General features: G+C 58.9%; 2 protein-coding genes. Both read left to right on the top strand.

The annotated features are described in order from the left end of the window. The coding region (locus EOA86_RS36985; RefSeq protein ID WP_128345858.1) for a hypothetical protein at nt 1-374 on the top strand (374 nt) is incomplete at its 5' end. 196 nt (nt 375-570) lie between these two features. After that, complete coding sequence (locus EOA86_RS36980; RefSeq protein WP_128345857.1) at nt 571-726, top strand: hypothetical protein; 156 nt, start codon at nt 571-573, stop codon at nt 724-726. The last annotated feature ends 31 nt before the right edge of the window (nt 727-757 follow it).

The following is a 757-nucleotide window of genomic DNA, read 5'->3' as shown; positions in this document are numbered from 1 at the left end:
TTGCTGTGGAGTGCATCGGGCGCGCCGTAATGTTCGGATCGCTTGCCATCGGCTGTGTCATGGTCGGCTTCTCCTTCAGCCCGGTGTCCGCATTCCGCTCCGGCGCGTTCCTCACGCTGACCATGGTTCTGGCCCTGATGTGGAAAGCTATGACCGCAGCCGGCAAGGATCCCAAGCACACCGAAGTCTGGCTCTACCTCGATGAGAAATCGCGCCCAGCCGATGGTCCGGCGCGGCGGGTGTTCGGCACCATCATGGGCGACGTTTATAAACTCTACGCCAAGATCGCGCTTGGCGTGGCGGTTGGGTTCTTCCTGGTGTCGCTCGTGCTGATGCTGTTTGGCCTGGAAGCTTACAGGCCGCCCGCCAAATAGGCGGCCGCTCCGCCCATCCCTGTCCCTCCGCCCGCACGAGCCTGGCGTTTTGCCATCGGGCTTGGAAGTGCCGCGCTAAGCAGCAAACAAACCAAATTGTCCTCCGGTTTGAGAAAAATATTCCAAGGATCGCTGGAAAATAGCACTCGACAAAGTCTACTGATTTTATAGATTAACCACCGAGACGGAGGTCGATATGTCCTATTTCCAGAACGCCCGGACTGCCCGCAAAGGCCAAAGGCTCGGTTCTGACCAGACCTGGCGGCCGGCCTATGCGGGCGCCTTTGCCTATCTCATCTTTGCCCTTGCGTTCGTGTTCACCGGGGCAGTCGTTCTGGGCCTCATACCTTGACCATGCAGTCCCGAGTCATCGGGCTCTGAAT

The sequence above is a fragment of the Mesorhizobium sp. M5C.F.Ca.IN.020.32.2.1 genome, from assembly GCF_004023105.1.
In the GTDB taxonomy this organism is placed as follows: Bacteria; Pseudomonadota; Alphaproteobacteria; order Rhizobiales; family Rhizobiaceae; genus Mesorhizobium; species Mesorhizobium wenxiniae.
This window is presented reverse-complemented; position numbering and strand designations above follow the sequence as displayed.

Coding starts and splice junctions, on each gene's coding strand:
- EOA86_RS36980 (WP_128345857.1), top strand. CDS start 571: ATGTCCTATTTCCAGAACGCCCGGACTGCCCGCAAAGGCCAAAGGCTC.